Origin of the sequence: Sutcliffiella sp. NPDC057660 (assembly GCF_042800035.1) — a bacterium.
Taxonomy (GTDB): Bacteria; Bacillota; Bacilli; order Bacillales; family Bacillaceae_I; genus Sutcliffiella_A.
In genome coordinates, this window is record NZ_JBHVHV010000003.1 from 83,897 (window position 1) to 98,043 (window position 14,147).

Below are 14,147 nucleotides of genomic sequence, written 5' to 3' on the forward strand. Positions count from 1 at the left end.
ATGTCATTTCAACAATGTTTAAGCTGTAAAGAAAAGATAACATATTCCGAGAAACTGGCTTCCATTTTCTTCGGTTATCGGCCCATAAGCTGCAGAGCGTGTGGAACGGTCCATGAAGTGGACGAGCGATACCGTTTTTTGTTTTCCTTGTATACAGTCATGATCCCGGTCATTTTGGTTTATATCATAACGGCAATGTTTAGCATCGAATCACGGTTGGTTCAGGTTTTATTGGTATTACTTCTTGCGAGTGGCAGTGTTTTTTATGCAGGGACCAGAATAAGCTATCATAAAAGCAAGGTCCAGCCAAATAGATAGAGAAGCAGGAACGAAGTATAAGGGGGCAAAGAATGGAATCTATCTTTTATGCTGTAGTAGCTGTCATTATCCTCTACATCCCAATGTTCTACCGGTTAAATCGTACTCTTAGAAAGCTTGAAGACAGAATGGTTGATTTGGAAACGAAATGGGAAACTAGAAATGTTGTTCCGCTGCAAAAAAAGAAGTAGTAGAACAATATAAACGAAAACGAGAGGACCTCCAAGTGGGGATCCTCTCGTTTTTTGTTTTTCATACCTGATTTAATACCCAAATTAAAAACGTTGCAACAATAGCTAGTGAAAGTGCATGAAGAACGAATGAACTGATGAATTCCTTTGCTAATACTAAATAATGAAACTGACTTCTAGATTTGTTGCGGACAATTCTTCTTCCTCTTGTATCCATCACTTCACTCCTAAACACATGAAGAAATTAGTAATTTTATTATACAAAATATTCTAATAAATATTAAGTGATTATAGAGAAATTTGTAAAAAAAACTAAATTTATGTACATCCTTGTCAGTAGCTGTTGAGTAGTTCAGACGTAATTGTTTTATCGGCATAATATTATTTAAGTTAAGGGATCATGTCGAAAAAAATTAAGGAGAAAGCCTATTGACTGTCGAGATTGACTTAGTGTACTATCTAACTAGAACACGGTGTATGATTACATTAGTACACTAGTATTTTCGGGAGGGATTATGATGAATGCTGCATTCAGGGGGTTGTTAAGGAAAGAATGGTTGATTTCCAGGCAAACTTTTCTGTTTACTACACTAGGACTGCTAAGTGGGTGGCTAATATCACTCGGCTTTTCCATCTATCACGATCAACCTGGTATCGGGCTTGTGGTGACTACAATGATACTTGGAGGGCATATTTTTTATATCGCTGTCTTTTTGATCAGCGGATTAATAATGGAGGGGAGAACCCAACTGTGGCTGCACTCGCCTCAATCAGCCTTTAAAATCCTGTTAAGCAAAGTAGTAACTGGATTGTACTTGCATCTTGCCAGCTTCAGTATCTTTATCCTGGCAATAATCGTACTATTCGAAGCCTTTCCAACGCTCGATGATTTCAACTATTTCACTTTATTTATCTCCGGGGGGGTTGGGATAACAGCAATCGGGATCGAAATGGGCCTTTATCTGCTTTTTTACTGGGCTTTCTATCACGCAACAGGTACTCTCCCGGTTCTTGGCAAGTATAAAGTGCTTATTACTATTTCATTTGCTTTTCTCTTACATTCCCTTCTTGCTTACCTCGGAGACACTTCATTTGTAAATTTTATTTCAGGTCTATGGCCTTTGCCATTTGATCATATTGTAGGTCTTTATTTTGAAGTGGCGGATGGAGGAGGAACCATTAATCCTGACAGTAATCCGCTGACAGTTGGCTATCTACTTCTGTATCTCTTCAGAATTTCAATTTGGGTTTCAATTTCTGCTTGGCTCTTGGAGAAGGTGGTGGAAGTGAAATGAGTAATAAATATAATGCGGATAAACCGATTTATCTGCAGATCATTGACCGGATAAGCAGGGAAATCGTCCGTGGGGTCATTAAGCCTGGAGATAAACTGCCATCTGTACGGGAAATGGCGATTCAATCTGGGGTCAATCCAAATACGATTCAACGAACCTATAGTGAATTGGAGAGGATGGAGGTCGTGGAAACAAAAAGGGGACAGGGAACGTTTGTGACAGAGAATCTGGGGATGGTAGTGGAATTGAAGAAATCGATGCAGGCAAGTGTTGTAGAGAACTTTGTCAAAAGTATGAGAGAAATAGGTGTTGTGGAAACGGAAATCATCAACAGTGTGGAAGAATTCTTATCCAAGGGGGAAGGGAAGCATGATTAGATTTGATAAAGTCACAAAAAGGTTCGGTAAGGATTATGCAATAAAGGACGGAAACCTTGTTCTCGAACAGGGGAAAATAATCGGTCTCCTCGGACCAAATGGAAGCGGAAAATCAACGAGCCTGAAGTTAATGGCTGGACTTGTGAAACCGAATAATGGGGAGGTAACCGTCAATGGTAAAGTTGCCACACGAAGAGTAGCAAAGACCGTTGCTTATCTGACAGAACTCGATTTCTATTATGAACCGTTTACAGTAAATGACATGGTACAATTTTACGCTTCACAGTTTGTAGATTTCCGCATGGAAAAAGCGGAAGAACTACTTCGGTTCATGAAATTGGAGAGTGGGAAAAAAATAAAGCAGTTATCCAAAGGGAACAGAGGGCGCCTGAAATTGGTGTTGGCCCTGGCTCGTGAGGCGGATTACATCCTACTCGATGAACCATTTTCCGGTTTGGATCCGATGGTCAGAGACTCGATAGTGAAGGGGCTTCTGACCTACGTGGACTTCGGAAGACAAACGATTGTCATAGCTACTCATGAAATTGATGAGATTGAGCCACTGCTTGATGAAGTTATTTTAATAAAAAATGGAAACTTTTTGGCCCAAGAAAACGTAGAACAGATTAGGGAAGTGGATGGGCTGTCTGTGAAGGATTGGATGATCCGCTCATTTGAAGAGAGAGCGGAGGGATGAGCATGGATGTCATGAAGGGATTGATTGTGAAGGATTGGAAGTTGTCTTTTAAAGCAATGTGGCAAAATCTTTCCGTCCTTTTTATTGTATGGCTGATTAGTATAGGATTGGCAATGTATTATAATGACCCACTAATTGTAACAGGTATAGGAGGAATACTTCTAAGTGCCCACATCTTCTATATTGGGGTAGATATAGCAATCAGTCTGCATAAGGAAACCAAATCCATGCAATGGCTGCATAACCCAAATTCATCACTTACCTTACTGTCTAGCAAACTTTTTGTCTCTTTCATTACCTTCCTGTTTTCTCTTCTTATTACCGGAGGGCTTCTGTTGCTTTCGACTTCACTGCTCGAAACGCCAATATGGAAGCAGAGTGAAGAGCTATGGGAAATCGGTGTATTATTCTTAGCGATTGTCTTCGTGAGCTTGTATTTAGGTACCTGGTTGATGTTTATCTGGACAATGATCAAATGTGTAAGTATTAAGGGTGCAATAGGAAGTACGATACAGGCACTTATAGGGTTATTGGGATTACTTATTTTCTATCTTCATCAACTTTTTTTCAAATCAACAGTATACGGGAAGTTAAATGAACTTGGAAAGCTATCATTTCCAACTTTTGAAGCAACTTTTGAAAATGAGGCTGTCTCATTCGGGATGCAGATGGAAGACACATCTCTCGGTATTATTGCCTTTTATGCATTAATTAGCATTGGATTATTGCTACTATCTGCATGGTGTATGGAAAAGAAAATGGAAATGTAAAGCGATTAAGCTCTTTTCATAACATTTGTTGCTTATGATTGTAAAAAATCGGCTTTTGGATTTTTTACAGTGATTATGTACGCAATATTTAAAGAGTAAATGATATTTTATCTCGAAAAGAGCACGAAGGCAGATAAATTTACGTGTTTTTATTGTATTCGTCAAAAGCAACAATTTATGCGAAAACTGCCAATGATTAAGGGGGAAAAGGAATGAATGAAATAGCTGTAAAGCTTACAAATGTCAGCAAAGAAATTAAGGGGAAAAAGATTATCAAGGATGTTTCCTTTGAGGTGTACAAAGGGGAAGTGTTCGGCTTCCTAGGACCAAACGGAGCAGGTAAAACCACGACCATTCGGATGATGGTGGGTTTGATGGGCATCACATCAGGTGATATTTTCATAGATGGGGCAAGCATAAAAACCGATTATGAGAAAGCGGTCAGCCATGTAGGTGCCATCGTCGAAAACCCGGAAATGTATAAATTTCTGACGGGCTATCAGAATCTGATGCAGTATGCCCGCATGGTACCTGGCATATCCGAAGCTCGCTTAGCGGAAGTGATTGAACTGGTGGGTTTGACAGACCGTATTAAAGAAAAGGTGAAAACCTATTCCCTCGGTATGAGGCAGCGCTTAGGAATTGCTCAGGCCCTGCTACATAATCCTAAAGTTTTGATCCTTGATGAGCCGACCAATGGCCTGGATCCAGCAGGTATCAGGGAAATCCGTGATTATTTAAGAAAACTTGCACAGGAAGAGCAAATGGCCATTGTGGTTTCAAGCCATCTGTTGTCGGAAATGGAATTGATGTGTGACCGGATCGGCATCATCCAGCAGGGAGAACTACTGGATATCCAAAGCATCCGTGACTTTATCCAGGATGGCGTGTCCTCGTATCAATTTACTGTCTCACCAATGGGTGAAGCGCAGCAATTGTTGGAAGCGGCCGGTTTGGCAGTGACTGCGACGGATATAAATCTCCAGGTTGTCCTTGAAAAAGAGAGAGTACCAGAAATAGTGGCAAGTTTAGTAGAAAACAAGATTGCAATTTTTGAAGTAAAAGAAGTGACAAAAACCCTCGAAGACAAGTTCCTGGAAAAAACGTCACAGAAGCGAGGTGCCTAGTATGATAAACCTGGTACAAAATGAACTGATCAAATGGTTCCGCCGCCCAAGCTTTTATGTTATGAGCATCATTCTAATCGGACTATCCGTTATCGGCGTGGTATTCACAATCATGATGGGGTCCATGATGGATGACCCAAATCAAGGCCAAGAACAACAGCTTGGCTGGAAAGAACAGCTTCAACAGGATAACGAAAGCCTTAAAATGTCAATGGATGCTGAGCCCGACCGTGAGCACGGATACTTGGACCGGCAATATGCACTAAACGAATACCGTATACAAAATGATTTGGAGCCTTCATCCGAGAACTCTGTATGGACATATATTCAAGACAATCTGGGTTTGACAAGCATCATCACCCTTTTCGTGGTAATCATTGCAGGAGGTACCATCGCCAGTGAATTTACCTGGGGTACGATCAAGCTCCTTATGATACGTCCAATAAAAAGAAGCAGGATCTTGGTTGCCAAATACCTTTCCGTTCTGGTATTCATGTTCATCTTCTTCTTCATTTTCTTTGTGACCTCCTTTATTGCTGGGGCCATTGCTTTCGGAATGGAGACTGCACCGGAACTATTATATATGAATGGAGAAGTTTTCGAGCTTCATCCACTAGTCTTTATCTTATTTAAACTTCTATTGAGCTCTCTTGGCGTTATCATGTTTGCCACCATCGCTTTCATGATTTCCAGTGTATTCCGTAACAACTCCCTGGCAATTGGTATCTCGCTCTTCCTGCTTTTTACAGGTGCACAGATCACCCAATTAATCGGAATGAAATTCGAGTGGGCGAAATATTCGCCATTCGCCAATACCAACTTCAATGCTTTAATCGATGGCATGCCAATCGTTGCAGGTACCACAATCTGGTTTTCGGTAGTGATGTATCTTCTGTATTTTGTATTGCTGCATGTTGTCAGTTTCATTACTTTTGTGAAGAGGGATATTGCGGCATAGGGTTATATGGTGAACCACCTTTCATATATTTGGGGAGAGGTGGTTTTTTTGTGCGCGAAAACTTGGTTCTGCAATAAATGAGCGGTTTTTTCAAAAGAGGTAATAATCAACGTCAAGACCACCATAAAGAGAAGCAAATGATGACCGACCGGCGCAAACATATGCGAAAAGGGAAGCGTGAGAATGTCATGAGGTTACGTGAGAATAGCGGAGAGAAGCGTGAGGATAAAAGCGAGTTGCGTGACGATAGACAGGAGATACGTGAAAATATCAGCAGGTTGCGTGAGAATAGGCACAAATCTCCCTTTGAAAAGGCCAGCAACTAACTCAGGGATGCAAATAAATGAGCGGTTTTTATCAAACGAGGTAATAATCAACGTGAAGCCCCACCATAAAAAGAAGCAAATGATGATCGACTGGCGCAAACACATGCGAAAAGGGGTGCGTGAGGATGTCATGAGGTTACGTGAGAATAGCAGAGAGAAGCGTGAGGATAAAAGTGAATTACGTGAGAATATAAAGGTATTACGTAAGAATAACCAAGTATTGCATGAAGATAGACTGCAATCCCCCATTAAAAAGTCCTCAAAACATCAATCCCAGCAAGCAACATTCAAAAACATGCCGAACAATGCCTCTGCAAAAAGGTATTTGAAGTATTTTGTCAAATATGTCTACTATCACGAAAAAAGGATGTGTTGTATTTGACCGTAAAGAAAGCTAGAACCGTTTCTTTGAAAATAAGGAAATTGAAATCTGCTAATAGAAGATTATTAGTCACAGACCCAAGCTACTCTAAAGTAGAATCAGAACTTTCAAAATGTTTGGCGGGGTATAAAGGGGAACAAAGATTGGATTACTATGTAAGCCGATGGACGGGTCCGGGACAGGAGTTTTTAGTACTGAATGATTTAAGGTTATCCAACAAAGATGTACATTTTCAAATTGACACCTTGATACTGTTTCATAGCTTTTACTTGGCATTAGAGGCAAAAAATATGAGTGGAATATTGGAATTCGATCCGGTATATCAGCAGTTGATTCAAACTACTAAAAGAAACAATGTAGAAATGAAGGAATACTATTTTGATCCGATATGCCAGGTGCAGAATCAAAAGGCTCAACTTCAACAATGGTTGAAAAATAAGAAACTTCCTGATTTACCAGGTGAATGTTTAGTAGTATTAACAAATTCGAATTCTTTCGTAAAAGCGATCTCCAATCCTAACATGGTAGAAAGGTATGTGACAAAGGGAATCGGCCTTACCCAAAAGATGGATATGCTGGTGAAAAGGTATTCCAAAGAAGTTATATCCTTGAAAGACCTCCGTAAAACTGCTGCATCACTCATCAAATCCAATGAACCTCTTCAAACAAATCCCTTACAGAGATTTAACATCCAATACGAACATTTACAAAAAGGCGTATATTGCAGAAAGTGTGAAAGCATGAGCTTTAAAAGATTCAGATCAATTTGGAGATGTGTCATTTGCAACTCAGTATCAAAAGACACACATATGAACGATTTGGAAGATTATTTTCTGTTGGTGAAGCCTACTATCTCTGTTTCTGAACTAAAGGACTTTCTGGGGCTGGATCACATTTCAACCGCAAGAAGGATGGTGCAATCGTTACAATTAAACTATGTTGGTCGTACAAACGGTAGACAATATACTCTTCCGTTTTCCCATTAAATAATTCCCCCACCAATCCAAAACCTTTCCACCCCCTATTTCGTTTAAACCAATGTATCGATACAAAAAACAAAAGAATAGGTGAATGATAGTTATGATAAAGGTGAGCAAACTTTCTCATGATTTTATTGTGGGTAAGAAAAATAAAGAAACGCGAGTATCCGTCCTGAAGAATGTGGATATGTCCATTTATGAAGGAGAGATTGTTTCCATCGTGGGAAAAAGCGGTTCAGGCAAGTCGACGCTACTGAACTTGATGAGCGGGTTTATGAAGCCGACGTCCGGAACAATTGAAATTGCAGGAACGGATGTGACGAAGCTTACGGAAGCGGAATGGTCCGATTTCCGGCTCAAGAATATCGGCTTCATTTTTCAAAGCTTTCAGCTGATTCCGAGTATGAGTGCGTTCAGCAATGTGGAATTGCCCCTCAAAATAAAGGGGATATCGAAAAACGAGAGAAGAACTCGAGTACTCGAGGTATTGGACCGTGTCGGATTGAAGGGATTCGAGGAATACTATCCTAGTGAACTTTCAGGCGGTCAGCAGCAGAGGGTAGGTATCGCCAGAGCATTGATAACGAGACCTGGTATCATTTTTGCGGATGAGCCTACCGGAAGCTTGGACAGTGAAACGGAGCTGGAATTCCTGAATTTCATTCAAGAGTTGAATACAAAGGAAGGCATCACTTTTGTCATTATTACGCATGACAAAGATGTTGCAAGTGTTGCGCACCGTACGATTGAGCTGGCAGAGGGCAGTGTGATGGAAAGAGGAGAATTGTATGAAGTTCAAAGATAAATTTCAATTTGTAAGGGAAAATATGAAAAAGAATCGAAGTCGTGTTTTCATGACGATTCTCGCAACCGCGATGGGATGTGCCTTTTTAATGGTGCTGGCTTCTGTCGGGTTTGGCTTGCAGGAAACAATCATCAAGGATGTCACGCAAAACGGTGTGGTAACCGAGGTCGAGGTCAGCGGAAAAAGTAACGGAGATAATCCTGAGACAAGCGCAAGACTTACCCAAAGCGATATTGAATACTTTGAGGAAATGGAAAATGTGCATACTGTTGTTCGCCGGAAGCAACTGGATAACTGGGAATCCTTCTATACCTTGGAGGACTTTGCAAGTTATCCCGAAACAAGGGTCGTGCACTATCCATCTGAGAAAAAAGCGGGATTTTCCCTGTCTGAAGGGCGCATGCCTGAATCTCCGAATGAGGTGGTGGTCGGGTATCATCTAAAGGAAACGTTTGGCAAGGAAGTGGACGGTCAGTATCAGGAATACCAGGATAGTCTGATTGGAAAAGAGATAATTTTGTCGATCCCGCAGTTTTTCGATGAGAAAAAAGAAACGAAGGAATTCACGCTTACGATTGTCGGGATTGCGGAAGAGCCTGTCAATAAAAACAGCTACCAGAATTTTGTCAATATTACGGAAGAGAAAATGAAGGAAATTGAAGATTTTACAGGAACTGCGTATGGCGCTTTGTTAGATCCATCCATTTCTGAAGAGGCGAGGGAGACTTTGAAAAGCCAGGAATCTTCCTATTCCTATCTTGGTGTATATGCAACAGACATGGAACATGTACAAGGTATACTTGATAATGCTAGGGCGGATGGATATTATGCGTACTCTCCAATTGAGCAGCTAAAGGAAATCAATCTATTGTTTGCGGTTTTGAAAGTCGGTCTTTTGTTTGTGGGAACCATTGCCGTCATCATCGCTTCTATCGGGATTTTCAATACGATGAGCATGGCAGTTACCGAGCGGACCCAGGATATCGGAATCATGAAAGCGATTGGCGGAAGCCCGAAAATGATCAAGAGTCTTTTCCTGATGGAAAGCGCCTATATTGGAATCATCGGAGCATTAATTGGGACAGCTGCCTCCTACATGATCAGTTTTGGTGTAAATCTGGCATTGCCTCATATTATTAAGATGGTGTTCAACGAAGAGATGGGTACAGAGGTTATGCTTTCTTATATTCCGTGGTCATTGACTGCAATCTGTGTGGGAATCAGTTTGGTCGTTGCCATTCTATCAGGTCTGAAACCTGCTGCAAAGGCTACAAGAATAGATGTATTAAAAGCTTTACGGAGAGATATTTAACACAAGCTACTGCCTTTCATTGGATAGGCAGTTTTTTTATGAGCGGAAGGTGGTATAGAAGAAGAAAAGATTTACTTCGAACGACACCTAAAAAAGAAGGTAGTAAAAAATGAAATTGTTGAACGTTTCCTATATGAAAAAAGGGCAAATGATTGGCTTCTTTGATACGTTCCCTCATTCCAAGGTGCTTTTTTCCCGCGTGAAAAAATATTATTTTGTTTCCACCGTCTACTGGGATGAGAGGGATCAGGTTGTGACTCGATCGGATCTGGAAAAAATGGAGCTGCTCTTGAACAGTTATTTTGGAACGGAATCTAACTATAAAAACCGTAAAGCCTGGGCAGATTGATGTACAAAAAAATAGGTCAATGCCTTAGACTCATTTGTCATCCAAAGAGGGGGTAAGGAACTGACCTATTTTTCATGTCGGTTTGACGACCATCAGCAGGAAAATCAAGAAGCCCAGGAATGATACGAACATATACAGATTACTGAGGGCATTCAAGCCTAACACATGTTTAAGAGGCAATTGGGTGGAAGCTCGATTATCCGGATGAAGCAACCACTGCTGGAGTTCATATAGTCGTGGAGAAATAAAACCTATTACAAGGACCTGAATGGCAAGGTAAAGCAGAAGGGGTGCAAAAAGCCAGAACTGGAGAATGGAACCATATTCCCCAAATATTACGAGCAGAATACCGGTAATGACAGCGATTGTTCCACCGATTTTTGGGAAATAATCCAGTTTGTGCTGCAGAAGTATGTTATGTCGCAGGTCAGTGATGGTTTGATGTTTTCGCAATAGAATATTTCCGAAAAATGTGGGGCCAATTCCGACGATTGCAACCAAGACATGAAACCATACCAGCCATTTCATAGGCATCCCCCCAATAGATTATTACTATAATATATGAGAGAGTGGCAGGTTTCATGTGCTGGGATGTAATATTTACAGAGAATGTCATTACATTTCTTCAGGAGCACCCATTCCTAATAAATGTAAGCTTTCCTGGATAACGAGTGTCGTAGCATACACTAATGAAAGTCTACTCCCTTTTTCCTCATCCTCTGTCAGGAATTTCTGATGGCCGTACCAACTGTTGAAGCTTTGACAAACATCCACAATATACTTTGCAATAATGGATGGGTCGAAACCCTCACAAGCTTTCGTCAATGTCCCCGGAAACTCATATAGTAATTTTGAAAGATTCCAGGAATAGTCATCATTAAGTCCTTGTGATGGAGCATGCCCTGGAGCAGACCAGGAGGCTTTTCTTAAAATGGAACATGCCCGGGCATGGGTGTATTGTACATAAGGGCCGGTTTCCCCTTCAAATTTGAGCATATCTGCCAATGAGAATTCAATGGAGTTCAATCTGAAATTTTTCAGATCGTGAAAGATGATGGCGCCGACTCCCACAAGTCTTGCAACCTCCTGCTTGTTCGGTAGATGAGGATTCTTGGCTGCAATATTGCTTTCTGCAAGTTCAATGGCCTCTTGAATCACTTTTTCCAGGAGTATTATTTTTCCTTTCCGGGTGGACATTTTCTTACCATCCTTCAATAAAAGGCCAAACGGGATATGGTGCATATCCTCTGCCCAGCGTTCTCCCATTTTTTGAACAACAGATTTTACTTGTTGGAAATGGACAGTCTGCTCCTGGCCGACGATATAAAGAGCTTTTGCGAAGTTATACTCCTTTTTCCGATAAAAGGCGGCAGCCAGATCCCGGGTTGCGTAAAGTGTTGCGCCGTCCGATTTTCTGATCAAGCATGGAGGCAAGGACAGGCTTTCATCCAGTTCGACCACTTCGGCACCTTCCGAGAGTGTTAATAGATTCAACTCTTTTAAACGATTGATGATAGCCTCCATTTTATCGTTATAAAAAGCTTCCCCGTTAAAGGAATCAAATTCGATGCCGAGCAGATCATAGATTCGCTGGAATTCATGGAGAGACTCCTCGCGAAACCAATTCCACAGGGCCAATGCTTCCTCATTTCCGTCCTCCAATCTTTTGAACCATAGCCGTCCCTCGTCATCCAATGACGGATCGGTTTCGGCTTCTTGATGGAACTTCACATACAATTTTAATAGTTCAGGTATTGGGTTTTTCCGGACGGCTTCCGCTGACCCCCATTTTAAATAGGCGGCAATAAGCTTTCCAAACTGAGTACCCCAATCTCCCAGGTAGTTGATGCGGACCGTTTGATAGCCACATTTCTCCAGAATGTTTGCCAGTGAATTGCCGATAACCGTGGATCGCAGATGTCCCATGGAGAATGGCTTGGCGATATTGGGGGAGGAAAGGTCGAGTACAACGTTTTCTCCCTTCCCGATTTGAAGGTTTCCAAAATCTTTTCCCGAAGCAATAATGGTTGAAACAATTTCCTTCTGGACCTTTTCTTTCTGCAAAAAGAAATTGACATAAGGGCCAACTGCTTCCGTTTTCATCACCCATGGATGATGAATCATGGAGGAAAGGGACGTTGCAATGGCTGGTGGTGCCTGTTTTTTTAATTTGGCAAGGTCAAATACCGGGAAGGCATAATCTCCGTGCTGTGCGTACTTTGGCTTCTCGATTCTACTGGCAATCTGTTCAATCGACAGTTCCGGAAATGCATGCTGAATGGATTCAGCTATCATCTGTTTGATGTCCATAACTAACACTCTCCTTTTTGAAAATATAAAAAAGCCCGTCCCTTCAACTTAATGAAGAGACGAGCTTTGTAATCCCGCGGTACCACTCTTATTGCTTTTCCCAAAATGAAAAGCCTCTTTTATCCGCTAAAGGGGATAAACCTGATCCATTTCCAAAGTGCGCTTCCCTTATCGCATCGCATTAGGCTTCCACCGTCCCTAACTCGCTATTGTCCCGCCGATAAGCTACTCTCTTTTTCATTAATGGCTTTTACATGAATTTTAATTAATTATAAAGGTTTTTATTAAAGTTTCAATAGGTATTATCGCTTGAGATTGTTTTTCCTTGTACGCTGATCAGTTGTAAAATCAATTGTTGGAGGAATGAGAATGTTCATCATTTCATCCAGTTCTTGACTTAATTTTATCGTTTCATTAGAGGTTAAACCTGTTTTTTTAGCAGTCTGCATCATCTGATTGCGCTTTTTTTCTACTGCAAGTTGTATAAGTTTCATCATGTTCACTCCCTCTAACGATATATCCCATTATAAAGGAAAATGAACTGTAAGAAAATAGGTTATGTGTAAAAAGGAGGTATTATCGTAAAAAACTTCGTTAAACGAAAAGAGGCATATATTGTACATCTTTAAATAAGGGATGGTTAACTCGAAAAAGGTAAGTTCTTCACTTCTTTTGTCGAGAGGCAGGGATTGGGGAAGGCATCGGCGAAAAATGATTTAGAAGTCTAGAAAAAAATAATGGTATAGTAAGTTTTTGTTGCAAATACAATGAGCCAAGGGGGATTGTGCGATGAAAACGAAAGTGGAGAGTATGGAAAAAATGAATGTGTACGCCAATGAAATGGTTAGGCTATTGGTAAAAGACGGGGCAGGGCTGCAGCAGGACCAGCTCAGGAAAGCACTTGAAAATGTCCTTCGTGCCATGGTGGATATGACCAATATTCAATTGGGCCGTGAGAAGGATGCCCAAGCAACGCTTCAGACCACATTAACGAGGATGAGAATTGCGCATAATTGTTTATTCCCATATGCAACCAGTCGCGTTCAAAGTAAGATTCACATAGCAAAGGCTCTTGAAATACAAAAAATAATTATTCCTACAAAATAAGTATCCATGGACCATATGCTAACTGCATGAGGTCTTTGCTTTTTTAGGGAATAGTAATTTTCCTGATGAAAGAGTGTACAACGGCATTGAATTCGTCCGGGAATTTTGTGGGAACCTGGTGTTTGGCTTTTCCGATATAAATGACTTGCGTCTCGGGGTGGAAAGATTTGAATTCATTCTGATAGTGGTGGACATAGTAATCCCTTTGTCCATAAACAAGCAGAATCGGTGCTTTGATATCAGCGATTCTTGTTGTGCAATCATACCTCATTCCCTCTTGATACATCTGAGAAAGAATATTGGCATCTGTTTTATTTATGTAAGTTTCAAGTTCCATTCCGAATTCCTTTGTGTAGGCGTGGGCATTTCCGATAACTTTTGCCAAAAGCGGTACAGCATGAAGCTTTGCCGCAAGAATGCCAAGAAGAAACTCTCCAAATAATAGGGAGGAATTAACTTTAGGGAAAGCCCCAACTAGTATGAGCCCCTTTGCAAGACTTGGGTAAGTGATGGCAAATTCCATGGCAATGGATGCGCCATTTGAATAGCCTATCAATATCAATCTATTCAGTTCCAACTGCTGGCAAACATCGTAAATGTCCTGAGCGAGTAATGGGAAGTGAATCTTCTTTTGATTGCTGCCGCTTTTTCCATTTCCTCGCAGGTCCAGTAGCAATAACCGATATCTCTTAGCCAATGATAGCTGTTGGGTGAAGGTAATGTGCCCCATTCCTGGAGGGTGAATAAAGACAAGTGTGAGGGATCCACTTCCAATAAGACGGTAGTAGATATCGACATTATCCCTTGTAGTAGCATAAGGCAAGAATGCTCACTCCTTCTCTA

The 14,147-nt window shown here is 41.0% G+C and carries 20 protein-coding genes and 1 other annotated feature; of the genes, 15 read left to right on the top strand and 5 right to left on the bottom strand.

The window, feature by feature from the left end; all coding sequences use genetic code 11:
* Both ACFVAD_RS03665 and ACFVAD_RS03670 read left to right on the top strand, forming a co-directional pair.
* Complete coding sequence (locus ACFVAD_RS03665; RefSeq protein WP_386636211.1) at positions 1-318, top strand: TIGR04104 family putative zinc finger protein; 318 nt, start codon at positions 1-3, stop codon at positions 316-318.
* A 32-nt stretch (positions 319-350) separates the two neighbouring features.
* The gene (locus tag ACFVAD_RS03670) at positions 351-509 is read left to right on the top strand and encodes a hypothetical protein (protein WP_386636213.1); all 159 of its coding nucleotides are present in this window, start codon (positions 351-353) and stop codon (positions 507-509) included.
* A gap of 61 nt (positions 510-570) precedes the next feature.
* Here ACFVAD_RS03670 and ACFVAD_RS03675 read toward each other — a convergent pair whose 3' ends face one another.
* Entirely contained in the window at positions 571-726 is a 156-nt protein-coding gene (locus tag ACFVAD_RS03675; RefSeq protein ID WP_204418275.1) for a hypothetical protein, read from the bottom strand.
* Between the two features lie 298 nt (positions 727-1,024).
* Here ACFVAD_RS03675 and ACFVAD_RS03680 point away from each other — a divergent pair, with 298 nt between their 5' ends.
* The 12 genes from ACFVAD_RS03680 (at position 1,025) to ACFVAD_RS03735 (ending at position 9,887) form a co-directional block, all read left to right on the top strand.
* Positions 1,025-1,804: a hypothetical protein gene (locus ACFVAD_RS03680; RefSeq protein ID WP_386636215.1), complete on the top strand. Its 780-nt coding sequence runs from the start codon at positions 1,025-1,027 to the stop codon at positions 1,802-1,804.
* Entirely contained in the window at positions 1,801-2,181 is a 381-nt protein-coding gene (locus tag ACFVAD_RS03685; RefSeq protein ID WP_386636217.1) for a GntR family transcriptional regulator, read from the top strand. The genes ACFVAD_RS03680 and ACFVAD_RS03685 overlap by 4 nt, the downstream gene beginning before the upstream one ends.
* On the top strand, positions 2,174-2,878 hold the full coding sequence (locus tag ACFVAD_RS03690) for an ABC transporter ATP-binding protein (RefSeq protein WP_386636219.1): 705 nt from the start codon (positions 2,174-2,176) through the stop codon (positions 2,876-2,878). The genes ACFVAD_RS03685 and ACFVAD_RS03690 overlap by 8 nt, the downstream gene beginning before the upstream one ends.
* A gap of 2 nt (positions 2,879-2,880) precedes the next feature.
* On the top strand, positions 2,881-3,648 hold the full coding sequence (locus tag ACFVAD_RS03695; RefSeq protein WP_386636221.1) for a hypothetical protein: 768 nt from the start codon (positions 2,881-2,883) through the stop codon (positions 3,646-3,648).
* Between the two features lie 212 nt (positions 3,649-3,860).
* On the top strand, positions 3,861-4,775 hold the full coding sequence (locus ACFVAD_RS03700) for an ABC transporter ATP-binding protein (protein WP_386636223.1): 915 nt from the start codon (positions 3,861-3,863) through the stop codon (positions 4,773-4,775).
* 1 nt (position 4,776) lies between these two features.
* Positions 4,777-5,733, top strand: a complete 957-nt coding sequence (locus tag ACFVAD_RS03705) for an ABC transporter permease (RefSeq protein ID WP_386636225.1) — start codon at positions 4,777-4,779, stop codon at positions 5,731-5,733.
* 77 nt (positions 5,734-5,810) lie between these two features.
* Positions 5,811-6,059, top strand: coding sequence for a hypothetical protein (locus ACFVAD_RS03710; protein WP_386636227.1), 249 nt, complete (start codon positions 5,811-5,813; stop codon positions 6,057-6,059).
* Between the two features lie 52 nt (positions 6,060-6,111).
* Positions 6,112-6,441, top strand: a complete 330-nt coding sequence (locus ACFVAD_RS03715) for a hypothetical protein (RefSeq protein WP_386636229.1) — start codon at positions 6,112-6,114, stop codon at positions 6,439-6,441.
* Complete coding sequence (locus tag ACFVAD_RS03720) at positions 6,429-7,427, top strand: nuclease-related domain-containing protein (RefSeq protein ID WP_386636231.1); 999 nt, start codon at positions 6,429-6,431, stop codon at positions 7,425-7,427. Before ACFVAD_RS03715 ends, ACFVAD_RS03720 begins: the two co-directional genes overlap by 13 nt.
* A gap of 94 nt (positions 7,428-7,521) precedes the next feature.
* Positions 7,522-8,226 carry an ABC transporter ATP-binding protein gene (locus tag ACFVAD_RS03725; protein ID WP_386636233.1) on the top strand — a complete coding sequence of 235 codons (705 nt, stop codon included), beginning with the start codon at positions 7,522-7,524 and terminating at the stop codon, positions 8,224-8,226.
* Entirely contained in the window at positions 8,210-9,538 is a 1,329-nt protein-coding gene (locus ACFVAD_RS03730; protein WP_386636235.1) for an ABC transporter permease, read from the top strand. The genes ACFVAD_RS03725 and ACFVAD_RS03730 overlap by 17 nt, the downstream gene beginning before the upstream one ends.
* Positions 9,539-9,647: 109 nt before the next feature.
* A complete protein-coding gene (locus tag ACFVAD_RS03735) occupies positions 9,648-9,887 on the top strand; it encodes a hypothetical protein (protein ID WP_386636237.1) in 240 nt (79 codons plus the stop codon).
* A gap of 72 nt (positions 9,888-9,959) precedes the next feature.
* Here ACFVAD_RS03735 and ACFVAD_RS03740 read toward each other — a convergent pair whose 3' ends face one another.
* The 3 genes from ACFVAD_RS03740 to ACFVAD_RS03750 all read right to left on the bottom strand — a co-directional run bounded on the left by ACFVAD_RS03740 (position 9,960) and on the right by ACFVAD_RS03750 (position 12,694).
* Positions 9,960-10,415 (bottom strand): DUF2269 family protein, encoded by a 456-nt coding sequence (locus ACFVAD_RS03740; RefSeq protein ID WP_386636239.1) that lies wholly within the window; start codon positions 10,413-10,415, stop codon positions 9,960-9,962.
* Between the two features lie 87 nt (positions 10,416-10,502).
* Positions 10,503-12,197 carry an arginine--tRNA ligase gene (gene argS / locus ACFVAD_RS03745; RefSeq protein ID WP_386636241.1) on the bottom strand — a complete coding sequence of 565 codons (1,695 nt, stop codon included), beginning with the start codon at positions 12,195-12,197 and terminating at the stop codon, positions 10,503-10,505.
* Between the two features lie 52 nt (positions 12,198-12,249).
* Positions 12,250-12,447: a binding site (T-box leader), on the bottom strand.
* Between the two features lie 52 nt (positions 12,448-12,499).
* Complete coding sequence (locus ACFVAD_RS03750) at positions 12,500-12,694, bottom strand: aspartyl-phosphate phosphatase Spo0E family protein (RefSeq protein ID WP_386636243.1); 195 nt, start codon at positions 12,692-12,694, stop codon at positions 12,500-12,502.
* Between the two features lie 292 nt (positions 12,695-12,986).
* On the opposite strand from ACFVAD_RS03750, the gene ACFVAD_RS03755 reads away from it, so the two are divergent.
* On the top strand, positions 12,987-13,304 hold the full coding sequence (locus tag ACFVAD_RS03755) for a hypothetical protein (RefSeq protein ID WP_386636245.1): 318 nt from the start codon (positions 12,987-12,989) through the stop codon (positions 13,302-13,304).
* A 43-nt stretch (positions 13,305-13,347) separates the two neighbouring features.
* On the opposite strand, the gene ACFVAD_RS03760 is transcribed toward ACFVAD_RS03755, so the two are convergent.
* Positions 13,348-14,127 (bottom strand): alpha/beta fold hydrolase, encoded by a 780-nt coding sequence (locus ACFVAD_RS03760; RefSeq protein WP_386636247.1) that lies wholly within the window; start codon positions 14,125-14,127, stop codon positions 13,348-13,350.
* Positions 14,128-14,147 lie beyond the last annotated feature (20 nt).

Excerpts from the sequence above, each read along its gene's own strand:
- ACFVAD_RS03665 (WP_386636211.1), top strand. The coding sequence starts at position 1 with ATGTCATTTCAACAATGTTTAAGCTGTAAAGAAAAGATAACATATTCC.
- ACFVAD_RS03670 (WP_386636213.1), top strand. The coding sequence starts at position 351 with ATGGAATCTATCTTTTATGCTGTAGTAGCTGTCATTATCCTCTACATC.
- ACFVAD_RS03675 (WP_204418275.1), bottom strand. The coding sequence starts at position 726 with ATGGATACAAGAGGAAGAAGAATTGTCCGCAACAAATCTAGAAGTCAG.
- ACFVAD_RS03680 (WP_386636215.1), top strand. The coding sequence starts at position 1,025 with ATGATGAATGCTGCATTCAGGGGGTTGTTAAGGAAAGAATGGTTGATT.
- ACFVAD_RS03685 (WP_386636217.1), top strand. The coding sequence starts at position 1,801 with ATGAGTAATAAATATAATGCGGATAAACCGATTTATCTGCAGATCATT.
- ACFVAD_RS03690 (WP_386636219.1), top strand. The coding sequence starts at position 2,174 with ATGATTAGATTTGATAAAGTCACAAAAAGGTTCGGTAAGGATTATGCA.
- ACFVAD_RS03695 (WP_386636221.1), top strand. The coding sequence starts at position 2,881 with ATGGATGTCATGAAGGGATTGATTGTGAAGGATTGGAAGTTGTCTTTT.
- ACFVAD_RS03700 (WP_386636223.1), top strand. The coding sequence starts at position 3,861 with ATGAATGAAATAGCTGTAAAGCTTACAAATGTCAGCAAAGAAATTAAG.
- ACFVAD_RS03705 (WP_386636225.1), top strand. The coding sequence starts at position 4,777 with ATGATAAACCTGGTACAAAATGAACTGATCAAATGGTTCCGCCGCCCA.
- ACFVAD_RS03710 (WP_386636227.1), top strand. The coding sequence starts at position 5,811 with ATGAGCGGTTTTTTCAAAAGAGGTAATAATCAACGTCAAGACCACCAT.
- ACFVAD_RS03725 (WP_386636233.1), top strand. The coding sequence starts at position 7,522 with ATGATAAAGGTGAGCAAACTTTCTCATGATTTTATTGTGGGTAAGAAA.
- ACFVAD_RS03730 (WP_386636235.1), top strand. The coding sequence starts at position 8,210 with ATGAAGTTCAAAGATAAATTTCAATTTGTAAGGGAAAATATGAAAAAG.
- ACFVAD_RS03735 (WP_386636237.1), top strand. The coding sequence starts at position 9,648 with ATGAAATTGTTGAACGTTTCCTATATGAAAAAAGGGCAAATGATTGGC.
- ACFVAD_RS03740 (WP_386636239.1), bottom strand. The coding sequence starts at position 10,415 with ATGAAATGGCTGGTATGGTTTCATGTCTTGGTTGCAATCGTCGGAATT.
- argS (WP_386636241.1), bottom strand. The coding sequence starts at position 12,197 with ATGGACATCAAACAGATGATAGCTGAATCCATTCAGCATGCATTTCCG.
- ACFVAD_RS03750 (WP_386636243.1), bottom strand. The coding sequence starts at position 12,694 with ATGATGAAACTTATACAACTTGCAGTAGAAAAAAAGCGCAATCAGATG.
- ACFVAD_RS03755 (WP_386636245.1), top strand. The coding sequence starts at position 12,987 with ATGAAAACGAAAGTGGAGAGTATGGAAAAAATGAATGTGTACGCCAAT.